Annotated in this window: 26 protein-coding genes and 1 tRNA gene; 14 read left to right on the top strand and 13 right to left on the bottom strand. The window is 54.1% G+C overall.

All coding sequences use genetic code 11. The annotated features are described in order from the left end of the window. Positions 1 to 25: 25 nt before the first annotated feature. A complete protein-coding gene (locus HX812_RS02470; protein WP_025858161.1) occupies positions 26 to 697 on the bottom strand; it encodes a Bax inhibitor-1/YccA family protein in 672 nt (223 codons plus the stop codon). Between the two features lie 152 nt (positions 698 to 849). Between HX812_RS02470 and HX812_RS02465 the strand changes: the two genes are divergently transcribed. Continuing rightward, positions 850 to 940 (top strand) — tRNA-Ser (locus HX812_RS02465). Positions 941 to 1,056: 116 nt separating this feature from the next. Here the strand turns inward: HX812_RS02465 and HX812_RS02460 are convergent. Both HX812_RS02460 and HX812_RS02455 read right to left on the bottom strand, forming a co-directional pair. Next, complete coding sequence (locus HX812_RS02460) at positions 1,057 to 2,121, bottom strand: tyrosine-type recombinase/integrase (protein ID WP_038843703.1); 1,065 nt, start codon at positions 2,119 to 2,121, stop codon at positions 1,057 to 1,059. Positions 2,122 to 2,125: 4 nt separating this feature from the next. Further along, positions 2,126 to 2,362 carry a DUF4224 domain-containing protein gene (locus tag HX812_RS02455; RefSeq protein WP_038843701.1) on the bottom strand — a complete coding sequence of 79 codons (237 nt, stop codon included), beginning with the start codon at positions 2,360 to 2,362 and terminating at the stop codon, positions 2,126 to 2,128. A 97-nt stretch (positions 2,363 to 2,459) separates the two neighbouring features. Here HX812_RS02455 and HX812_RS02450 point away from each other — a divergent pair, with 97 nt between their 5' ends. Both HX812_RS02450 and HX812_RS02445 read left to right on the top strand, forming a co-directional pair. Beyond that, the gene (locus HX812_RS02450; protein ID WP_038843698.1) at positions 2,460 to 2,681 is read left to right on the top strand and encodes a hypothetical protein; all 222 of its coding nucleotides are present in this window, start codon (positions 2,460 to 2,462) and stop codon (positions 2,679 to 2,681) included. Positions 2,682 to 2,739: 58 nt separating this feature from the next. Next, positions 2,740 to 3,312: a hypothetical protein gene (locus tag HX812_RS02445; RefSeq protein ID WP_152514694.1), complete on the top strand. Its 573-nt coding sequence runs from the start codon at positions 2,740 to 2,742 to the stop codon at positions 3,310 to 3,312. 146 nt (positions 3,313 to 3,458) lie between these two features. Here the strand turns inward: HX812_RS02445 and HX812_RS02440 are convergent, their stop codons facing one another. From HX812_RS02440 to HX812_RS02430, 3 genes are read right to left on the bottom strand one after another with little or no spacing between them, the layout of a single operon-like run. Continuing rightward, a complete protein-coding gene (locus tag HX812_RS02440) occupies positions 3,459 to 4,253 on the bottom strand; it encodes a hypothetical protein (protein WP_050572390.1) in 795 nt (264 codons plus the stop codon). Then, on the bottom strand, positions 4,250 to 4,438 hold the full coding sequence (locus tag HX812_RS02435) for a hypothetical protein (RefSeq protein ID WP_038843692.1): 189 nt from the start codon (positions 4,436 to 4,438) through the stop codon (positions 4,250 to 4,252). Before HX812_RS02435 ends, HX812_RS02440 begins: the two co-directional genes overlap by 4 nt. After that, on the bottom strand, positions 4,431 to 4,943 hold the full coding sequence (locus tag HX812_RS02430) for a DUF4406 domain-containing protein (RefSeq protein ID WP_235165403.1): 513 nt from the start codon (positions 4,941 to 4,943) through the stop codon (positions 4,431 to 4,433). The genes HX812_RS02435 and HX812_RS02430 overlap by 8 nt, the downstream gene beginning before the upstream one ends. 84 nt (positions 4,944 to 5,027) lie before the next feature. On the opposite strand from HX812_RS02430, the gene HX812_RS02425 reads away from it, so the two are divergent. Further along, the gene (locus HX812_RS02425; RefSeq protein ID WP_038843689.1) at positions 5,028 to 5,744 is read left to right on the top strand and encodes a hypothetical protein; all 717 of its coding nucleotides are present in this window, start codon (positions 5,028 to 5,030) and stop codon (positions 5,742 to 5,744) included. Then, positions 5,716 to 6,777, top strand: coding sequence for a hypothetical protein (locus tag HX812_RS02420; protein WP_152514692.1), 1,062 nt, complete (start codon positions 5,716 to 5,718; stop codon positions 6,775 to 6,777). Before HX812_RS02425 ends, HX812_RS02420 begins: the two co-directional genes overlap by 29 nt. A 5-nt stretch (positions 6,778 to 6,782) precedes the next feature. Here the strand turns inward: HX812_RS02420 and HX812_RS02415 are convergent, their stop codons facing one another. Continuing rightward, a complete protein-coding gene (locus HX812_RS02415; RefSeq protein ID WP_038843687.1) occupies positions 6,783 to 7,112 on the bottom strand; it encodes a hypothetical protein in 330 nt (109 codons plus the stop codon). A gap of 120 nt (positions 7,113 to 7,232) precedes the next feature. Between HX812_RS02415 and HX812_RS32065 the strand changes: the two genes are divergently transcribed. Further along, entirely contained in the window at positions 7,233 to 7,637 is a 405-nt protein-coding gene (locus HX812_RS32065) for a hypothetical protein (protein ID WP_235165402.1), read from the top strand. A 14-nt stretch (positions 7,638 to 7,651) separates the two neighbouring features. Here HX812_RS32065 and HX812_RS32060 read toward each other — a convergent pair whose 3' ends face one another. Next, positions 7,652 to 7,777, bottom strand: a complete 126-nt coding sequence (locus HX812_RS32060; RefSeq protein WP_256353706.1) for a hypothetical protein — start codon at positions 7,775 to 7,777, stop codon at positions 7,652 to 7,654. An 85-nt stretch (positions 7,778 to 7,862) separates the two neighbouring features. Between HX812_RS32060 and HX812_RS02405 the strand changes: the two genes are divergently transcribed. Continuing rightward, positions 7,863 to 8,498 (top strand): 3'-5' exonuclease, encoded by a 636-nt coding sequence (locus HX812_RS02405; RefSeq protein WP_235165405.1) that lies wholly within the window; start codon positions 7,863 to 7,865, stop codon positions 8,496 to 8,498. Between the two features lie 161 nt (positions 8,499 to 8,659). Here the strand turns inward: HX812_RS02405 and HX812_RS02400 are convergent, their stop codons facing one another. Next, positions 8,660 to 9,445 carry a GIY-YIG nuclease family protein gene (locus HX812_RS02400; protein ID WP_038843686.1) on the bottom strand — a complete coding sequence of 262 codons (786 nt, stop codon included), beginning with the start codon at positions 9,443 to 9,445 and terminating at the stop codon, positions 8,660 to 8,662. A gap of 50 nt (positions 9,446 to 9,495) precedes the next feature. Further along, complete coding sequence (locus tag HX812_RS02395) at positions 9,496 to 11,757, bottom strand: P-loop NTPase fold protein (RefSeq protein ID WP_050572388.1); 2,262 nt, start codon at positions 11,755 to 11,757, stop codon at positions 9,496 to 9,498. Between the two features lie 859 nt (positions 11,758 to 12,616). Between HX812_RS02395 and HX812_RS02390 the strand changes: the two genes are divergently transcribed. Further along, positions 12,617 to 13,258 carry a glycoside hydrolase family 25 protein gene (locus tag HX812_RS02390; protein ID WP_038843683.1) on the top strand — a complete coding sequence of 214 codons (642 nt, stop codon included), beginning with the start codon at positions 12,617 to 12,619 and terminating at the stop codon, positions 13,256 to 13,258. A 233-nt stretch (positions 13,259 to 13,491) separates the two neighbouring features. Continuing rightward, on the top strand, positions 13,492 to 13,968 hold the full coding sequence (locus HX812_RS32055) for a hypothetical protein (RefSeq protein WP_235165401.1): 477 nt from the start codon (positions 13,492 to 13,494) through the stop codon (positions 13,966 to 13,968). 103 nt (positions 13,969 to 14,071) lie between these two features. Here the strand turns inward: HX812_RS32055 and HX812_RS02380 are convergent, their stop codons facing one another. Beyond that, positions 14,072 to 14,929 carry a sensor domain-containing diguanylate cyclase gene (locus tag HX812_RS02380; RefSeq protein WP_038843682.1) on the bottom strand — a complete coding sequence of 286 codons (858 nt, stop codon included), beginning with the start codon at positions 14,927 to 14,929 and terminating at the stop codon, positions 14,072 to 14,074. Between the two features lie 194 nt (positions 14,930 to 15,123). Between HX812_RS02380 and HX812_RS02375 the strand changes: the two genes are divergently transcribed. The 5 genes from HX812_RS02375 to HX812_RS32050 all read left to right on the top strand — a co-directional run bounded on the left by HX812_RS02375 (position 15,124) and on the right by HX812_RS32050 (position 17,916). Then, positions 15,124 to 15,285: a hypothetical protein gene (locus tag HX812_RS02375; RefSeq protein WP_177077983.1), complete on the top strand. Its 162-nt coding sequence runs from the start codon at positions 15,124 to 15,126 to the stop codon at positions 15,283 to 15,285. Positions 15,286 to 15,290: 5 nt separating this feature from the next. Continuing rightward, positions 15,291 to 15,608 carry a hypothetical protein gene (locus HX812_RS02370; protein WP_038843679.1) on the top strand — a complete coding sequence of 106 codons (318 nt, stop codon included), beginning with the start codon at positions 15,291 to 15,293 and terminating at the stop codon, positions 15,606 to 15,608. A gap of 422 nt (positions 15,609 to 16,030) precedes the next feature. Next, positions 16,031 to 16,744, top strand: a complete 714-nt coding sequence (locus HX812_RS02365; protein ID WP_152514696.1) for a hypothetical protein — start codon at positions 16,031 to 16,033, stop codon at positions 16,742 to 16,744. A gap of 134 nt (positions 16,745 to 16,878) precedes the next feature. Further along, positions 16,879 to 17,148 carry a hypothetical protein gene (locus HX812_RS02360; RefSeq protein ID WP_038843675.1) on the top strand — a complete coding sequence of 90 codons (270 nt, stop codon included), beginning with the start codon at positions 16,879 to 16,881 and terminating at the stop codon, positions 17,146 to 17,148. Between the two features lie 270 nt (positions 17,149 to 17,418). Further along, positions 17,419 to 17,916: a hypothetical protein gene (locus HX812_RS32050; protein WP_080642349.1), complete on the top strand. Its 498-nt coding sequence runs from the start codon at positions 17,419 to 17,421 to the stop codon at positions 17,914 to 17,916. Between the two features lie 50 nt (positions 17,917 to 17,966). Here the strand turns inward: HX812_RS32050 and HX812_RS02350 are convergent, their stop codons facing one another. Continuing rightward, positions 17,967 to 18,593: a helix-turn-helix domain-containing protein gene (locus HX812_RS02350; RefSeq protein WP_038843672.1), complete on the bottom strand. Its 627-nt coding sequence runs from the start codon at positions 18,591 to 18,593 to the stop codon at positions 17,967 to 17,969. Positions 18,594 to 18,598: 5 nt separating this feature from the next. Further along, a complete protein-coding gene (locus tag HX812_RS02345; RefSeq protein WP_177077981.1) occupies positions 18,599 to 18,757 on the bottom strand; it encodes a hypothetical protein in 159 nt (52 codons plus the stop codon). Between the last annotated feature and the right edge of the window lie 73 nt (positions 18,758 to 18,830).

Genomic DNA, 18,830 nt, shown 5'->3' with positions numbered 1-18,830 from the left:
GGGGCATTTTTTATTGCGCTGGCAATCAGTCGTCGCGGCTCATGATGCCGAAGATCTGCAACAGGCTGATAAACAGGTTGTAGATGGACACATACAGGCTGACGGTCGCCATGATGTAGTTACGCTCGCCACCGTGGATGATCGCACTGGTCTGGAACAGGATGCACACCGAAGAGAACAGCACGAAACCTGCGCTGATCGCCAGTTGCAGGCCGCTGATCTGGAAGAACATGCTCGCAACCACCGCCGCCAGCAACACGAAGAAACCAGCGGTGATGAAACCACCCAGGAAGCTCATGTCCTTGCGGGTGATCAGCACGTAGGCCGACAGACCACCAAACACCAGTGCGGTCATGGCAAACGCCGAGCTGACCACTTCCGCGCCGCCGGCCATGCCGAGGTAACGGTTGAGGATCGGGCCGAGGATAAAGCCCATGAAACCGGTCAAGGCAAATGCCGATACCAGGCCCCAGGCCGAATCACGCAGCTTGTTGGTCAGGAAGAACAGGCCATAGAAGCCGATCAGCACGACAAAGATATTCGGATAGCCGACGCGCATCTGCTGGGCCACGAACGCCATCACGCCGCTGAATGCGAGGGTAAGGGCGAGCAAGCCATAGGTGTTGCGCAACACGCGGCTGACTTCAAGCTGCTCAGCCTGCGCGTTACCATTCACTGCGTAATTCTGTTCGCGCATGGCGACACTCCTTCGGTTTTGAAACGTTCAGTCGCAAAGATCATAACAGACGCTCTGTAACAAGCTATGGCAAGAGTTTGACAGTGTGTTTCATTCGGGTATTATGGCGCCCGCTGAGCCGGGATGGGCTACTATAATCCTGTGATGCACAAGGGAAATTGGCAGAGTGGTTGAATGCACCGGTCTTGAAAACCGGCGGACGTTAATAGCGTCTCCAGGGTTCGAATCCCTGGTTTCCCGCCAAGATTCAAACAAAAGCCCCGCAATGCGGGGCTTTTGTGTTTCTGGGATTTGGTGGCGTTTTCAGTTAAAACCCCTATCGTTTCCGCATCATTTCAGGCAGTTTCCGCAACTCGATGTCAGCGGGTCGGTTTTACGATCTCGCCAACACGCCTGTAGACCGTCTCGGTTATTTGCTTGTCGGTGTGCCCCAGAAGGCGGCTGGCGTCGCCCAGGTCCAGTATTTCGCTGGCAGCTTTCGGGCGGATGTCACGGAACTGGAACTGCCGAATACTCGCGGCCAACACCCCATCACTTGCGCCCCTGGCGATGACGATTGCCTTGTCGCGCGCATCGTCAAAACGCAATCTCAGCATGTGTTTGGTCACCTGTCTCCCATCCTCAGTGACGATCAGATACGGGTTTCGAACTCCGCGGGCGCGTCTCTGTGCAATCAGGCGCTCAACCAATATGCCCAAATCATTCAGTGCGCCGGCGGCCGTAAGACGGATTCGCAGTTTCTTGGACGTCTTGCCCTGGGATACCTGCAGGAATTCGTTAACCGCATCGGCCTCCCGCATTGAGAGCGTGTCGGCTGGGCGCTGAGCGGTCAGGTAGGCTAGGTCCATCGCGTCGCGTAGCTCTGAGGCTGCCACCGCATATACAGCGCCCCAGATTTCCTCGCTGGCGTAAAAGTCGCGCGGCGCCTCTTTGTTCTTGCGCACACCGGCGGCCGGGTTGGCTTCAGTTAGTCCCCACTCACGTGCGATGTTATAGATGTGTGACAGCAGAGAGATTTCTCGGTTGGCGCGCACCTTGGCGGTACGGCTGTCGCGATACTGCGCAATGATCTGTGGGGTCACCGCATCGATAGGTGCATCACTGAACGCTTTACGCAGCTGTTTCAAGCTCAGCCGGTTATCGCTCTGTGTCTTGGGCGCCTTGCCTGGAATGATTTCGCGCTCGTACCGATCAAACACCTGGCCCAGTAGGGCGTTCTTCTTCGGCACTGGCTTGCAATCGAGCTTTGCCCACTCCGCCTTGGCGATATCCAAATCACCCCCGAGCGGGATCTCTACCCGCTTCCCGTCTTCATTCCTCCCGTCGTAGTAGTAACCAACCCACTCTTTACCGCCTTTCAGCGTGCGTACACGTCGAATCATTCGCGGCGGCAGGTCCCTGTTTGCCGCCTTTTTTGCTCGCATCGACTTATCCTACTTTTGATAGATCCAGCGACCAGGCTTCAGCCGCAACGTTTTCTGCTGACTGCTTCACGCCTGCCAGCTTCATCCGGGCATAAACCCGGCCAACAACTGGCCGACGCGCCCGGGTCAGTACGTACTTCCATCCGTTTCGGTTGAGCCAAGCGATCTGGCCCGAAGGGATCATGTAGCCGGTGATTGCCGCTAGCTCTTCCTCGGCAAGGGTTTCGCTCTGCATTTCCATGGTGATGTCCTTGCCGCGCTGGGCGGCAGAATGTGGGTAGTGAGTAGTCGCGATTGATCTACAGTTGATCTAGGCGTTACTCGGTGGGGGAAAATGGATGTTCGACAAGTATCCCGAGCAAAAGCAGGCCCGAAAGTGGGTAGGGGCGTTTGGTGTTGCGCTCCTGGTGTTGGGGGTGTTTTTGATTGTCATTGGTAGAACGGGCGGCGGGCTTTGTATCTTCATGGGGAGCGGCTTGGTATTACTGGTATTACTAGCGAATGATAAGCAGTTTGCGAAAACGATAAGCGTGTTGGGCTGGTTTGGTGGGCTGTCGTGAGTGAAGTACCTCGCCCGCCGCTCACCGGCAGGCATGTAGGGGGGGAGTTAGGCTTGGCATGAGTAGTTCTATTTCAAACCGGACTTTGTTAGGCTTAATTTTTTATAAATGGAGCTTTCAGAAAGTGGAAATTGGTGATCTGAAAAAGTTGAATATCTCATTGTCGGCGAATTTGGCAATTTTCTTTTTTTCGTTTATTGCTCCTGGGTTTTTGATTTTTTATAAGTATGAGCCTGAAGCGTTCATATCTATCGATGTGTCTAAGTTAATTATTTTGGCGATAGCTATATCGTCGCCTACATTTATTTTTCCTTTGGTTTTAACCGCCCTGTTTGCCAATTTGATCGCAGAAGATATGCCAGATAAACGCTATTTATGGGGGACGCCTACAGACTGGTATCTAAAGCATGGGGCTGGAAATGCATTAAATATGTATACGATTATTGGTGTGCTTTGGATTTTTGATTTGGGTGGGTCCTGGGTGTTCTGGCTTATCCTGTTAAACGTTGTTCTGAATCTGATAGTTGAATCTCTTTCCTTTAAGATTTTTCTAAAGTCTCCTTCTAGTAAAAATTCTATTTGGTTTGAAAACTTGTCTACACAAAGACCTGTAGATAGAAACACAGAATAATTTTTGTTTTTTCGCACGTTAAGCATTTGGGCCAGCTCTTTGAGTATTGAATGGTCAGTCAATGGCGCACTCGTCCTTGCCGCTATAGCGGCTGACTTTGAAGGGGGAGGGGTTACAGGTTTTGCGGGTGGAGTACGGATGTACTCCTACCGGGATTTGGCGGCACGCTTGCGGAACTCGTAAACCATGCTGCGCAGCTCAACCAATGATTCCTGGAGGTCGCCGCGGGCGGAGTCGATATTCTCCAGCAGCTCACTTTCGCCATCGTCACCGCCTTCATCGACGGCCAGTAGGGCAAGCCCATACGCCTGGAACTTCGCCATAACGTCATCGGCCGACTTGGCCATGTACTCGGCATGCTCAATGGCGTAGTCCTGGGCTGACCGTTCGGGCAGCACCACCGCTACCGGCGCGGCCCTTGTGATTTGCCCGACCTGAAACGTTCGAACGGCCGATACCAGTTCAGAAACCTCGCCATTCGACAGATATGGGCAAACGCTTTCAGGATCGAGTGCGTCGAGTACCGAATCGTATTCGTCGAGTTTGCTTCCGTGAATTACGGTTTCGACCGCTACCGGCGCGGGCTGCTCGGCGCCGAACGCCAGATACGCAACCCACAGACCCTGCACGTACTCATCGGCGTAACCGGTTCGATCATCACCACGCGCCAGGGATCGGCCATCGAGGAAGCCGTATACCGGGTGCTTGGTCGCCATCACCCATTTCTCGAAACGCTCCCGCTTACCTTCGGGCTGTTCGGTATGGCAAGGGGTGAGCAGATCAATCTGCTCATCCGCTGCGGTCAGGCGCTGTTGCAGGGCGTCACGCTCGGCGACAACTAGGTCGTATGCCCAGTCTTTCACAACGCAGGTGTCGTCCTGGTGCCAGCCTTCCTGAATCAATCGGCTTGGTTCGATCCAGTACCGCTCTACTTCGCTCACGGCTTCTCTCCTGCAAGGGTGAGGTATTCGCGATTGAACGCCTCGACAGTTTTGTAGTGGCTTCGTCCTTCCCAGATCGGCACCAGGTGGTAGCAGTCGCCCCAGTGGTCCCAACCCGGCCGACGGCAGACTTTCTGGTTCGTGGAGTACAGCGCGCCGTCGCGCTTCCTTCTGAAATCAGGCATGGGTTGCAGCCTCCCTCGTAATCAGATCGGCGGCATTCACAACCGTCATGCCGAGGCGTTCGGCGATCTGGACTTCCAGCTTGGCGCCTTGCGATTTCTCCCAGTCCGGTAGCAAGGCGATAACGCCGCACAGCCCCAGGCGGGTGAGGTTGTAGGCCATGTAGTCCGTCCACTGGGCACCCTCGACGATGCCGTGGTCTGCCGGGTTCTCGACTTCGAACCCCTGGGCGCGAAGCTGGTCGGCCACGGTGTTGAAGGCCGGGTAGTTGAAGTCGGCGATACCAGTCATGGGTCCGGCCACGTACACGCGGTTGGAGCGGTCAGCCTGGAGCGTTACGCCGGGCTTGCTGGCGAGCTTCTTTCCGCGATCCAATCCCATGGCGTATGCCGCATCCTGAAAGGTCATCAGCTCATCGGAGAAGCGCTCGATCTTGCCCACATAGTTCTGGTGCAGGCGTTCGATAGCGGAGTGGTCTTCAGGGTGGTTTCGGTTTTCTGTAGGCATGGGGAGTCCTTGCCGGGCCATGCCCGGGCGGTGGCGTAATTTGAGCATGTGGGCTATTGCTTTAAGGCTGGCATGGGGCCGGGAATGGGGGGGCTATTGAATAGTGCAACTGAAGCCAGTGGTAACTGGTCGTTATTTATCGCGGGCGTAGTGGCAGTATGGGAATGGTTTCAACACCTATTTGCCACAATCTGGGGCGGTCTGGGCTGGCCGCACGCGACTTTAATAATCTTCATCGTCAGTGTTTATTGCTTCAGCAGTGAAATAAAAAGCATTCTTCCTCGAATTAAAAAAGTGGGGGCGACTGGTGTTGAGGTTGATCCGCAACCTCCACTTGTGCAGCCGTCACTTAGAGACGAAGAGAAACTTCAGCATGCCCATAGTGGTGATTACCCAAGTACCTTTGCGGTTGCATTAGGTTTAATACAGGGTGAGATTCTTAACAAAAATCAAACTGAGCAAATCCAGTATCTTGTCATGACCGACGCGAACTGGCGGGTGTTGTGGTTATTTGAAAATACGTATTCGGTTATTTTTGGTGGGCAGATTCAATTGCTTCAACTGCTGAACGAACGAGGAGTCGCTGGCTTTCCAAATGATGAAGCTGTGAGAGAGTGGCAGGCCTACAAAGAGCGTTTCGCTCCGCATCTTAATGAATGGGAGATGACCCCATTTATAGATTTTTTGGTTGTCAGGGAGCTTATAACAAAGACGGACGATGCTCTTTTTATTGCGCCTAGGGGAAATGAATTTTTAACCTGGATGGTAAAAAATGGCAGATCGCCAAACAGGCCATGGTAGCCTCGCCAGCTGGTGTGATTCGTTGAAATGGGGTATTTGTGTTCGGCCCGGCATGAGGCCGGGTCACGGGGAGGCGCGAATGATTGGAAATAGGTACGTTTATGACCGTGGGGTCGAAGGCCTGGCGTGGGTAACAGTCCAAACGGACGGCGTTCAGATTGTGAAGAAGGATGTGTCCTATGGCGCTCACTCCATCTCCCTTCACACGATAGATGATTTAGGAGGGGCAGATAAACTCAGAGACGAGGCAACTCTCCTAAATTATCTTTCGCCATTGCTAAGTGATCAAAAGCATTTGACTCCTGCAGATTTCAAAAAGGTGTTGCTCGACGCCGGCGAGTTCTTGCCTCGCATATGGAGAGGGCACCGAGGTAATCCGTTTCTTGATCAATATGATGTACTAAATCCGCAACTAGTCTATGGCCGCTCGTTCATGGGCTCGGTGGTAGCGTCTGAAAGTCTGTTCAAGGAGGTTAGTGAGGTTTTCAGGTTTGTGGAGCCTGACCAACCGAATTATGGGGTTTTCAGTCATAAGCTCAGAGAGTTGCTTATATTGCTTTGTACGGAGATTGAGGCCAATTGGAAGCCAATATATGACCTGAATTACCCGAGCAAACAAGTTACTCGACATACCACAAAAGACTACTTTTTACTGAAGGCGCCCCTCCGGCTCGGAAGTTACAAGGCACGATTGAAGGACTACCCACATTGTAGCTTTTCTCCATACGTTTCATGGGACGGCACTGCCCCTACTTCGTCATTAACCTGGTACGATGCTTACAATGCAGTAAAACACGATCGTGAATCAAACTTTCACAGGTCCACACTGGAACACGTGCTGAATGCGTGTGCTGCGTTGCATATACTACAGGTGACGCAATGGGGTCCTAGTTTATTTGATGTGATGGACTCTCCTCGGTACAGTATTTTCGAAGTCACGGAATTTCCGAATGTACCGATCAGTGAAGTCTATGTGCCGTTGATAGGTACGGAGTCTGATTTTTCGACATCCAGACCATATGAAACGATTTGATAAATTTAGCGGGCGGGAGGTATTACTTCATCGCCCGGATCTCGATTTAGTTCTGCCAGGCTCTCGATCCGAAACATCCGCGCCACGTTTTCGCTAATCACGATTTCGTGGCGCGGATAAGCCAAAAAGGCCGCGAGTTCGTCGTCGCCCATCAAGTCCATCTTCATCATAGCGATCTGCAGGACCTCGCTGATGATCGGTACTTGGCCGCGCAGCCGGATCCGTTCCATAGCCTGCTCGATACCCGGTCTGACTTTGTGCCGTAATTCCTTCTCGGCGACGGCAAGCCGCTTCTGCGCTGCCTTGGCAGATCGTTCCTGCACAGTCTTGGCCATGGCCTACCTCTTCTATTCCGCTGGCCGGCAGTGCGAGCCAGGTTTGACGTTTGCGTTGCTGGGTGCGGGCTATGCGGCGCATCGGTTACCACCTGCAGCAGACATGGGATAGTCGATTGAGTGGGTTTCGAGTATCCGCTTGAGTGTGCCGCTGGTGATGTGGAGCTTTACGCATACCCGTCGCTGACTGATGCCAAGCTCTTTGTAAGCCTTGATCCGCTCGACCAGCACTGCATCGCGCTCAGCCAAGGCCTTCTTTCGCTCGGGACTGTTGTGGCCGCCCTGGGCGGATCGCTTGAACTTGAAGTCGAACTCTTTCGACATGGCGAGCAGCGTGCGCCGGCCAATGCCCGTGGCATCGATGACTTCGGACTGGGTGTGAGTGCGTGCGAGCTGCATCACCAGATCAACACGCTTGCGGCGCTGCTCCTGCCGAATCTCAAGCGGGGTAGGGGGCGGCGGCTCGATAGGCTCAACACGCCGCCGAACGAACGGTTTGGCGCCGGCGGCATCTGGTTACTGTAGGTGATGGGCTTTGGCTAGTAGCCGATGGGCTCAGCTACTTCGATCTTGCCGCCGGCCGCCAGGTACTGGTCAACCGCTGCTGCAAGTTCGTCCGATGCTGGCCGTAGTGCCTCGACCAGGCTTAGGTGGTTGCTGATCATGCTGCGATCCCCAGCACTTGGTTCATGCGGTCTTCAAGGATTTCCTAGAAGGTCTTCACGCGCTCAGAGAGCTGCCTTGGTCGTCGTGGACTTTCTGCTGTGCCTCTATGGTTCGCGCGAACCGAAAGCTTGGACGAGGTTATTGCGGCGGATCATTCCCGCAGATGATGGCGAACATGGCGGTTCCGTTCGAAACGATTGGAACAGGTTCATCAAGGAGGCACGCAAGACTGCTGCCGAGGACCTTGCCGCAAAAAACTATGCTCAGAGGTGGACGTTACTCAAAGAGTTTCTGTCCATGGTGGGCGTGAGCCTGCTGACGAGCCTTTCCCATGATTACGAGTCGCGTGATCGTTTTAAGGAGATCATCCGCGATATCAAGAAGCACATCGATGCAGCACTCGGCCAAGAGCCTGACTTGCTCAAGGCGCTCGCCCAACTGTCCGATGATCAGTCGATCCGGATTCTGACTGTCCACAAGAGCAAGGGCCTGGAGTTTGATTCGGTGATTTTGCACGGTGTGGAGGAGGAGGCCTATTGGGGCAAGGACACCCATGAAGTCCGCTGTACGTTCTTCGTGGGGATCTCGCGTGCCAAGAGGCGCCTGGTGGTCACAACCGCTCAGACTAGGGATAAGCTAGCTGACATAGATAGTTGGCGTACTAGGCGTAGGTCACATGGCGAATTTCTTGGCTACGTTCAGAACTGGCAAACACCTTGAGCATGAATAAATATAAGGGTGGCACGCAGGTCACGATCTGGCAACGTCCTGCCAATTTCTCCGTGGTTGACCTCGTCGAAGTTGCCGCTCTGCTCGAAGCTGCTGACATTCTCGTTTCTAGCTACGGAGTGCCAGATTGTGGCGTTTGTTATCCTGCCAGCCTAGTTCGAAGGCACGTAACCATAGGTTCTAAGCTGTTTAAAAGTTATGTCAGGATCCACCGACTTCCAGGCCGCACCACGCACGTTGCGCCAACCGAACAGCTTCATCATGGATAGCGTGGCATCGGCAGCCTTGGCAGCGGCGTCAGATTCGCACAGGAGGCCTAGTGAACGAGTGGTCAACACTCCGATGGGCTTGTGAAGCGCTGTCCAGGTTGCGCCTTTGCCGGAAAAGTAGCGTTTGATTCGCACATCGGGCTTGCTGCTGTAGCCAACGTAGTAGCAGTCATCCTCCAGCGTCAGAACAAACAGGAAATACTCGGTGTTTTGCTTCGTCGGACTCGATGTTTGAGTCACGGTTTCAAGCACGCTTGGGTTGCTTGGCAGGCTGGGGACGAGGATACATTCCGTGTTTGCGAGGCATTCTGAAGATGTAGCAGCCGAAAGTATTAAACCGTAGCCATGGCTGATGAGCCCTTTTTCAACGTGCTCAACGTTGGTGTTGGAAAAGAATCCTCCGCGCACATTTTGATAGCCATGCTGGTGCATCAACTGTAGAACTAATTCGTTTTCTGCCAGTTCACCCATTCGGTAATCCACGTACTCAAGGCGACTTCGCGTCAGTTCTTTCACCGGCGGATGTAGGCGTGTCCACGCTGAACCGCTCCCATTGAAATGTTTGCGGATGCGCTTGTCTGGATCTTTGGATTGTCCCACATAGAATTTACCGTTCGCGAGCTCAAGCACGTAGAGATATCGCGTGCACTTTTCTAACATCCAGTCCATAGATCCGTTTGGCCTCAAGTTGCCTAAGTCAGCGCGTCAAGATTCGGCACTTACTTTGCGCCGGATGAGGGAGTGGGATCGTTTTGCTTTGGGTCATTCAATACCTGCTGGTGGATGTACATAAATTGATGGGCTGTTTTCAAAGCAGGCGGTAAATGTTCTTCCGGGTGATACACCGGATCGCGCAATGCGTTACCGTAACGGGTTCGCAGGTTCTCTGCGATCAACTCTGGCGTTATTAGGTCCGCGACAGAATCGTAGCTGCGCCTTTCAAAGTCAGACCTGACAGGCAGCCCTGACTCTACAAACCAACCCTCACCAACAAAGCACTCCAGAAAAGTGTCGACACCAATTGGATCCGCTTCGAAGTGAGCAGTGAGTGCTTTTCGTACAGACGTATTTCCAAGATGTTTATTCCAAAGCCAGTAAAGACTCGGCATGTCTTTGGGGTCAGAAACAAAGAGGGGGCGTTCGCTGTCAGCATTGCAAATTTTGTGAGCCAGACGTTGGTTTAAGATCTCCTCAATGGCATCAGAAAAAACGCGCTCGTCTTCATGGCGTCCTTCATGGTGATGAATCCATCGACAGCATTCCATTCCAAATCCTAGCGGATTAGCGGCCTCGATTACTTCTTCTGCGGCACGTTGTCGGGCGTCAGGATCAGGTATCCGCCTCAGTAATTCAGATACCAGCATGCCCCCTTGCATGATGGTACCGCCTATCACCATTGGCCCGCGCTCTCGGGGCATCAGGGTTGCATTGGCAGAAAGCGTGACCATCAGTGCGTATGCCTGCTCTTCTGATATTTCTTCAGCGTGTGCACGAAGTTTTTGAACAAGTTTTGGAAAGGCTCCGCGCGACGAAAAGTCCGTGAGGAGTTCAATTCGCTCAGCGTCATTGGCCCGTGTGAGACTTTCCAGCAGCGAATGAATCGCAGCATCCCCCACGTCCCCGTGAGGAATACCGTACGTGAAGTAGCGTGCGAAATATTCGCTTGAGCAGGCTTTTTGCTTTCGCGCCCATGTTTGATCCCATTCGCTGCCGTAACCCATGCGGCCTATGCGAGGGAAGAGCGGCTCAAGCAGCCCTCTTCTGACACGCAGGCGTTCTTGCTGAGTGGCCTCAGGCAAACTACGGATAAGTAAGGTGTCGAGGGGGCTTTCTTGAGGTGCTTGCGCGAATGCGTTTTGGTTCTGAGCTTGAGCTTGCTTCAAGAGCAAATCAGGATTGCTGCGGATTTCGGCATACAAGTTAGGGTAAAATATACGTATACCCTCAATTAACATGAGATCCACAATGTCGACTTCACCCTTGAGCAATGGAAGCGCAAAGGTCAACGCGTTGGCATACAATTTCCCAAGGCGCGGTGTAGTGAGGCGCGGTTCGAGGCCATCAACAAAATGCCGTCCAAACGTATCTGCCATTGATTGGGTGAGTGGGATTTCAGCCTGATCCAAAGCTGCCTGTACCCCTTCAAACGTCAGGTTGCGCAGGCTTTTCTCATCAGCTGGGGGAAGGTGGAGCGGAACTTGAATGATTTTCTCAAGAAATGCACGGCCCGCGCGCTCGCCGCCTTGGCCATAGCGTTCGCCCAATGCCGCGGATACGACGGCATCATCGAAGGCCAGTACGTAAGAGGTATGACGAAAGCTTGCTGACAATTTCACCAGCTTGAATATTGCATGGGTTTCGTTGCGATCTAGACGGTCTATGTCATCAATAAATGTGACCACGCGTTTGCCACATTTCTCAAGAATCGATTCTATCCTCTGCTTCAGCTCTTCCAATTTGACCGCTGATAGCGATTCCCCTAGCCCCTTTGCAGCATCTCCAGGGTTGATTTGAAGCACTCCGGCAACTGTTAGTGAGCCGAGCGACAGCAAAGAGCCGTATTGCTGTAGTGCGTCGCCTGCACGCTCTTTAAAATTGGGAAGCGACTGATTTAAAGCCCCTGCGAGTGTTGCGAAAAAGCCACGGAGTAGTTGGTCTTCAGACTGAAAGTGCCAGGGATTAAATTTCACGCAGATTACATCTGGGTAGGCTTTCAGCGCCTCCTCCATCATTTCCAGTACGGATGTTTTGCCGTCTCCCCACGGTCCATAGAGTCCAATGACGATGCTCGCAGGATCTACTCGTGTTGCAATTGTATCGGCCATGCGTGTGGCAAAAGGTGCACGATTGAAACGGTCGTCGGCGCGGGTGACAATCGGTTGGTCCGAGGCGTATTGATGTCCCGGAGTGGCGGGCTCGGGCGGCGGCACGTCGACAGATACTTTTTCGCTGATGAAAAACGCTTTGATCCTTTTGAACATCTCAATTCCTTTTAAGGGCTTACGGCTTTCCCGAATTTGCGCATAGCCATTTTGACAAGGTTGAATTAAAGAGTCCGACGCGCTGCGCTACTCAGTCAGAGCTACCATAAAATTCTTATACTCAGATACTTCGCCAATATCTTCCGGCAGGCACCTATCTGCCCCGTCGATGCGTCACAGCAGTGGCGGGAATACAAGCGCGGGAATGGTCTTCTCGACTTTAATTGCAGCTCTCGGTTGCCGCTGAAATCATGGGCGCAAAGGCCCCTTGTTTTGTCAGAATAACGCAGGCAGCAAGCATTTCGCCATGTGTCACCATCAGGAGCGTGATTCGTTTGCCATCAATTTTTTGGGTAGCATTAAGACAAAGTAGCCAGCGCTGGTTGTGGGGGCTTCAGAGGGCAGACGAGGGGACTGCAGCACCGGGCTTTGACGAGTGTTTAGTTATTGCGTGAAGACGAGCTGCCACCTTCGACAATATGACAGGTTCGAATTTTCCTCCGCCAAACGACAAATGCTGCTGCATACCCCAGTCTGTACCCCCGTTTCTGACGCGATTTGCTCGGATGCCATGACTGAATATGAAACTGTATTCGCAACCGAATATCGGCTTCAGCCCTATCTACCTCGGGCCATTGAATCCTCCTAGTGCAACCTGATTCAGCATGAAATGTTCGAATGATAAGCCTTTGTCGGCCTGGTTTCCCGCCAAACAGATAAAGAAATCCCGCGAGCCAGAGGCTTTGCGGGATTTTTTTTGCCTGTCATTTCGTTATCACCGGGTGCGGTATTCCCATAGTGCATTGCCGATGTATGTCGATGAAAGAATTGACCCGACATCCATTGCAGGAACGCACAGATGAATTGCAACGAACCGATAAAAAACGAAAATGCGCGGGGCATCGATGTGTCGCGCTGGCAGGGCGATATTGACTGGAGCCGCGTTGCGAAGGCGGGCATCACCCATGCAATCGCCAAAATGACGGAGGGTGGAGACTACACCGATCCAAAATTTGTCACGAACTTCCAAGGCATGCAGGCAAACGGTTTGAAAGCCGGGGTCTATCATTATTTCCGTGCCTTGAGCAGTACGCCGTGCGAGCAGCTGAACAACATCAAGGGGCGTTTGGCCGAGGTGGCGTTCAAAGCCGGGCGGGATAGGCTGGTGATTGATGTCGAGACCAATCGCAACGAAGGTGCCAGCCCGGATCAGATGGCCGATGCCCTGTTTCAGTTGGTGACGCTGGTCAGGGTATCGCTGCTGGAGGGGGCATACCCGCATATTTACGCCTCTCCCAGCATCTGGAGTAACCACGTGGCCTGGCGCAAGTACGATTTCAGTGAGTGCCCGCTGTGGATTGCCCATTGGGAAGTGGCTCAGCCCACAGTGCCTGAAACCTGGAGCGCCAAAGGTAAAAGCTGGGAGTGGTGGCAGCACAGCAGCAAGGGCAGGGTTGACGGTATTCAGGGGGCGGTAGACTTGGATTGGGTCAAGTCTTAATGGCCAACATCACAACGGCCCCATTCCGGGCCGTTGCTATGGAGTACCTTCCGTTTAGCTTTTCCTCGTCATCTCTTTGTTTTTTTACTATTATTACCCGTCTGTGCGCTCAAGGAAGAGAGGCTGAGCGCCTTGAGTCTGGTAGAAAATCTACACTCGAACATTGAGTGAGCTATTGCTTTTACCCAGAACCTTACGACTCAGCCAACCATAATTACTTCTTGGTGAAACCGATGGATAAAATGTGTGGCATCGTTGTAGTGGTAGGACTTGCCCTCGCGGGATGCGCTACGAAAACTCCAGAAAAAACTGAAGTGACTCCGCCCCCCGCCGTCGTCCATGAAGTACCACCTGAAGTCGCACCTGCGTCGTCTGCCAATTACACCGTGCGGTATGAGGCTGCCCCTGTTGCTGACGTTCCAGCCCATACCTCTCCAGAGGCCGCTCAGCCAGAGTCTGAAACCAGTCGTGCTGAGCAATGCCGTAAAGAGCTGGATGTTCTGAAGGTTTACAACAAGCCGTCCTACGTTAAATACGAGGCGGAATACCAAGCCATTGCTGCCAAGACCGCTAAATACATGGAAATCAAAGACTCATTGGGTCCTGATTTGAACTATATGGTCATGCCCGCCTATCAATTTCAAATTCGTGAATTCTGCTTCCGGGTGAAGACTCGTCTGTCGGAGCTTGTGCTGCGCCAAGCCAAGTAATGCAGGCAGACCCACCGCGAGTGCTTCTTGGTCCAAGAAGCTCTGGTGAGTCGCGTAAGGCTTGAAAATGCCCTGACCTGTCGGGGCATTTGCTTGGTGTCGGTCAGTTACAGCGCAACCGTTTCACCCGATACATCTCCCCATCCGCATGACTCAGCAGCGTATCCGCATCCTCCCCATCCCCCGGATAAAACGCCACGCCAACGCTGCAGGACGGCATCTTCACCCCGCCAAACTCAGCGCCCAACGGCTCAGCCATGACCGCCAGGATCTGCGCCACTTTCCCGGCTACTGCGTCCTGCGACTGGATGTCCGTGATCAGCACCGTGAATTCATCCCCGCCCATCCGCGCCACCAGGTCGCTCTCGCGTACGCAGCGCTCCAGTCGTCGGGCGATCACGCAAAGGACGCGATCGCCCATGGCATGCCCGTGCACATCGTTGATGCCCTTGAAGTCATTGATGTCCAGAAACAGCAACGCGAGCGTGTGGTTGTGACGCCGCGCAGCATGCAGGGCCTGGTCCAGCCGATCATTGAACAGCGAGCGATTGGTAAGGGCCGTCAGCGGATCATGATGAGCAAGGAAACGTAGTTCTTCCTCGGCCTGGGTGAGCGCCGTCACGTCGCGCGCGACACCGATCCGCGCACCGACGTCCTTGGACCAGAAGGCCGCCCACAGGATGTGCACGACGCTGCCATCCTTGCGCAGGTAACGATTGCGGAAGTCGACATGGGGTTGGCCATTCATGACCCGCACAATGGAGGCGCGGGTGCGCGCCAGGTCTTCAGGGTGCATGTAGTCGGTGATCAGGGTGCCGGTGAGCTCTTGGGCGCGGTAACCGAGCAGTGCCTCGCAGGCATCACTTACGAAGACAATCTGGTTATCGCTGTCGACGACGAAGACCGTATCCAGCATCAAGTGGATCAGTTTGGGATAAAGGGCTTGCAGGTCAACGGGCATGGGGCATAGGGCATCCGGTTCAGATGGGCCGATCATAGCCCGATCATCACGAAAGGCGGCTAGGAGGATTGCAAATTTTTAATGCCGTTCATGCCAATTGTGCCCCGAGTGTTCAAAACCGCCGGCCAACCGTATGATCAGAACCAGCGCTTTATCGAGGCGCCGAGACTCACCCCCAATATAAGGACATGAGCATGCAAAAGCACTTCGGCAATTCAGGCCTGTTCAAGGCTGCTTCGTATCTCTGCGACGACACCCTCGGCAGTGGCATTGCCCGCTGGGAGTTGAAAAACAGTGCGTTGAATACGAAGGAGTTTTTGATATGTCCAAAGAATTACTCGGAGTTTCTGCTCTAGGCTTGATGATCGTTGGTGAGTTTTGTGCAATCTACAGTGAGGTGGTAACCGCCAGGTTGGCGCAAGCCAATGACGGCTCATGGCAGGCGTTCATCATGCCGGTGGTAGTGATGTGCGTCGCGGGGCTTTGTCTGTTGGGGGCTTACTGGCTTGGGTATTTGGCGGTGGGTGATATCTGGGTGGTCACGGTGGTTTCCGTGACCTCGTTATTGTTGCTGGAGCCGATCGTGATCTGGGCGCTGTTCCAGGAACTTCCCGGACGAGGCGCATTGATCGGGTTTTGCCTGGGCGCCCTGGGCATGTTGGCCACTGTCTTGCTGTAGCTGCACGTTCTGGTCCGGTATTCCGATGCCGGGCCAGATTCGGGTGCGTCGTTGGCAATACCTTCCACCGCCGCAACGACAGCTGAGTATTAAAACGGTGATCCGCCGCTCAGCAAAAAAGCTGGGCCACCGAAAGCAGGCAAATCATCTGAACAACCATTTGTGCACGAATTGGATGTTTCATTGCCGTCACCTTTATGTACTGCGGTTGCCTTGAGTATAGATCCTCAAAAGAATTATTCAGAATCAAGCTTATTCATCTGCCAAACGGTCTCCAGTTACAACTATCTACCCCCGCCTACTGCACTTTTCTGGATTTCTCCGCTCTATCCTTGTCCCAGCCCCGCCGATCCCCCGCGTGGGCAGATGAATCTGACCGGGTGCCGATGGATCGCACGTTTCCTTGTTTCAACTTCCGACGGATGCGCCAGCCAATGCTGCTGGCGGCCTTGTTGATGCTCTGTGCCAGTGGTTGCAGCCAGCAACAGGGTCGGGATATCGCCAAGCAGTTCAGTAATGGCAAGCCCGATGAGTTTTTTCAGACCAGTGTCGATCGCATGGCGACGCTGGGCATGCGCGACAACCTGCAAAGCCTGTATTTGCTGATGAACAAGCTCTATCTGCGTAATCCCAGCCAGTGGCGGCAGTCGGGGTACCCGGACGCGGTGACGGCGGCGCGGGAGATTCGCCAGGCCATCGAGCAACGTCGCGCGCTACCGGCCCTTGGGGAGCGTCGTGACCTGGCGGCGCTGAGCTATTCCTTGAGCCCTGAATTCAAAGGCGATCGGGTCGGCGCCTTCATCTATGCCATCGGCAGCATGATCGTGACCGCCCACGGCGGGCGTACCGAGTTTTACATCACTGATTCGATCAACCCGCAGTTCGTCAGCAATGCCGCGCGCAATATCGAGAAGGCCACCTGGTTGCTGAGCAAGCGCCAGGACGCGAATGGCGTGCTGCTGCTGTTTTCCAACGAGATTTCGGAGGAGGGCAGCAACCTCAGTTTTGCGGTGGAGTTCGGCAAGATCGTCGCGCGCCTCGACCTGCTGACCCAGATGCTCGATGAACGCTACCGGCGTATCGGTTTGAACTATGCGCAGAGTTTGTTGCTGATGAACTTCCTGCCGGTGCAATAAACGGCGCAGCATCAGCATAAAGGTGCGGTGTTTCCCTTTCCCGCGTAGGAATCGGCCTATCTTGGCGCCCAATGCTTGAAACACCCCTCTGTCATCAATAGCCTCGGATTTTTCTGAAATATGAGGCCTTTACCATGGGTAAGCGAAAAACGGTTTGGCCTACTGAAAGAGAAATACGCCTGCGCTTTATCCTGTTTGCCGTGATCGATGCGGCGAGTGTTCAGGGTGTCTGCGCCGAACTGTTGTTGCCTGCGCACAAACTCCTGCGTGATTCGCCGACCGAGGCGCAGTTGCTCGATGCATTGCGCGAGATTCTGGCGACAGATGAAATGGAGGGTTTCAGGCTTACGCCAGGGTCGGAAGCCGATGAATTGATGCAAATGCTCATGCGACCTGAACGTTAAGCGTGTCCTGTTAGATCGTTTATTTCCATAACGTTGGTCGACATTCCTGGGAGGAATATCCATGACGTCGTTTTGGCTCGGTTAACAAACACACTGGATGCAATAACGTCCAATGGTCAGCTATCACATCCAATGTCACTGTTTTATTCAACTAAGCTTCCCTCCGAACGCCCATTCCTGCTGCTCTGCCGCCGTCTTGCGCCGCCGTTCTCCGGCTTTAGAATCGGCGCCAGAACTTACTCATTTCCTGTCGATTACGGAGTTTCGAAGATGATGAATGCCATGCAGATGCCAATGAACACCGCCATGCCAATGATGCCGATGATGGGCATGCCGATGATGATGGCCACCATGAAATGCGAAATGGCCGCGGACGCCATGATGTGCACCATGAAGCCGGCCGCCGGCATGGACATGGCTCAGTTCAAGACCAACGCCGAAATGATGGCGATGATGATGAACTGCGGCATGCCGATGATGATGCAGTGCGCCAACATGTCGATGGTGTGCATGTCGGCCGATGCCATGGCCATGATGACTGGCATGAACATGATGCCGATGATGGGCATGCAAATGCCGATGATGAAGTGCGTGATGGAATGCACCCTGATGGGTGACAGCATGATGTGCAAAATGATGCCAATGCCGGGCATGAGCATGGACATGATGAAAAACTGCTGCATGCTGATGAACAAAATGATGAACGACTGCGCCATGCCGATGATGATGAGCTGCAACGGCATGCCGATGATGTGCTGCACCTGCTGATAGGTCCGGCGCACTAAAAAACGCCCCGATGATTCGGGGCGTTTTGCATTTCAGTCCAGGCGCTCGGGGTAAGTGATCACCAGGAAGGCCACCGCCTCGCTGTCTGCCGGGTTGCGGTAGCGGTGAGGCTGATCAGCGTAGAACAGAATCGAGTCGCCGGTAGCAAGGAGGTAGCGCTCATCGTTGACCCTGACCTCCAGCACCCCTTGGGCCACCACCAGGTTTTCCTGGATGCCGGGCCCGTGGCCTTCGGAAATCTCCTCGCCCAGCGCCCGCAGGCGGATCTCGTAGAACTCTGACTGGCGCGCCGTATCGTAGGGGAACAACGCTCGGCTGATAAACGCACCATCGGCACTGACCAGGCGCTTGCTCTGTTGCGCCGGCAGCACCTCCACCCCCTCAAACGCGCGGTCCTCCAGAAACGCCGCCACCGACACCTTCAAACCCTTGGCAATTTTGCACAGCACCTTGATCGACGGCACGCTACGCCCGGATTCGATTTGCGCCAGCATCGCCCGACTCACGCCACAGGCGCGCGCCAATCCATCCAGGGACAAATGGCGTTTACTGCGTAGGCGTTGCAGGTTGTGGGCGACGCACTGGCTGATCACATCGTCGTCAGTGGAGGGCTTGGGCAGCGGTTCAGGTGGTTCGGGAATCACGTGCAGGAAATTCATCGGCCTTACGCCCGGCGGGTATCGCTGGACGAGGCGGCTTGAGCGGTAAACACCGCCAGCCCGGCACGCGCTGCGTACATCGCCCACATCAACTCGGCCGCTGCACGCGCCTGGCGGCGTTTACGGTGCAGAGTGAAGTCGATGACGGTGGCGGATACTTGCATGGGGGCGATCTCGGGGGGCGTGGGTGACTCAGTGACTCCACAGTAATGCGTGGCGGTTATTTCTTTAAATACT

The sequence above is a fragment of the Pseudomonas sp. IPO3749 genome (assembly GCF_013386605.1).
Taxonomy (GTDB): Bacteria; Pseudomonadota; Gammaproteobacteria; order Pseudomonadales; family Pseudomonadaceae; genus Aquipseudomonas; species Aquipseudomonas azotoformans_A.
Note: the sequence above shows the minus strand (reverse complement) of the source record. Positions and strands in the feature narration are given on the sequence as shown.